The organism is Actinophytocola sediminis, assembly GCF_054779715.1.
On sequence record NZ_BAAGXS010000142.1, the window covers coordinates 1 to 1,314 of the forward strand.

At 70.2% G+C, this 1,314-nt stretch carries 2 protein-coding genes; both read left to right on the forward strand.

What is annotated here, in order from left to right; genetic code table 11:
- Positions 1–703 (forward strand): hypothetical protein (locus ACYVIP_RS44725; RefSeq protein WP_460407331.1); only part of this gene is annotated, 703 nt, incomplete at its 5' end.
- A 116-nt stretch (positions 704–819) separates the two neighbouring features.
- Positions 820–1,314, forward strand: a 495-nt coding sequence (locus ACYVIP_RS44730) for an SU10 major capsid protein (protein WP_460407333.1), incomplete at its 3' end; no start/stop codon positions are given.

Consider the following 1,314-nt stretch of genomic DNA (forward strand, 5'->3'; position numbering starts at 1 on the left):
CGGGCGACGCACCTTTTTCGGCATGACCGACACCACCCCGCCCGCCACGCCCGCACCAACCACACCCGCCGCTCCCGCACCCACCGCCCCGGCCGCCGTCACCCCGCCGGCGACACCCGCCGCGCCGGCCACCGGCCAGCCGGCCGCCGATGCGCCGAAGCCCACCGACCCCGGCGACCAGAAGTTCACCCAGGCCGACCTGGACCGCATCCTCACCGATCGCCTGTCCCGCCAGGAAAAGACCCTCGGCGAGAAGTTCGCCAAGCTCTTCGGCGGCGAGCCCGAGGGTGACGGCAAGCAGAAGCCCGAGGACGTGCTCGCCAAGGCGACCGCGATGGTCGAGCAGGCACAGGCGCGCGCCAACGCCGCGTCCGCGCGCTCGTACGCGCAGGACGCCGGGATCAAGAAAGACAGGGTCGGCACCCTCGTCGGCATGGTCGACATGACCACTGCTCTGTCCGGAGTGGACACCAACGACGCGGCCGCCGTCGAAGCCGCGATCCGCAAGGCCGTCGATGCGAAGGTCGAGGAGTTCCCGGAGTGGAAGGCCAGCACCGTCCCGGGCGCCAGCACGGCGAACCCGAACGGCGCGCCCAACCAGCCGGACATCGACGCCAAGATCGCCGCCGCCACGAAGGCGGGGAACCACCGCGAGGCCATCGCGCTCAAGCGGCAGAAGATGCGCCAGCAGCAGACCGGGTAACACCCTGCGCCCAATCTCGCAGCCAACGCAGGTAACGCGCCCGGCCACTGCACCGGGCACCGGAGGTATCCCGCCCGAACTCCCGGGCACCAGCACCAGACAGATCGGAGTAGCCGATGTCCGGGATCACCGGCATGGGAACCACCTACGGCTTGCCCAACTACCACGGTGAGCTTTTCGCACTGTCCCCTGAGGACACCCCGCTGATGTCCGCGATCGGCGGCCTCACCGGCGGCGACGAAGTCGACTCGAAGGCGTTCGAGTGGCAGGGCTACGACCTCCGCCAGCCCGACCAGCGTGTCGCGCTGGAGGGCGCCGCCGCGCCGACCGGCACTCACCGCGTCCGGCAGAGCTACAGCAACGTCGTCGAGATCCACCACGAGCGGGTCACCACCTCGTACACGAAGCAGGCCGCCACCGGTCACTTCGCGTCGGACGCGTCGCCGATCAACGGCCCGAACCCGGTCGACAACGAGCACAACTGGGGCATCGAGAACACCCTCAAGGAGATGGGCCGCGACGTCAACTGGACGCTCATCAACGGCCAGTACGCCGCGCCCACCGACAACACGGCGCCGCGCAAGACCCGTGGCCTGATCCAGGCGGTGAGC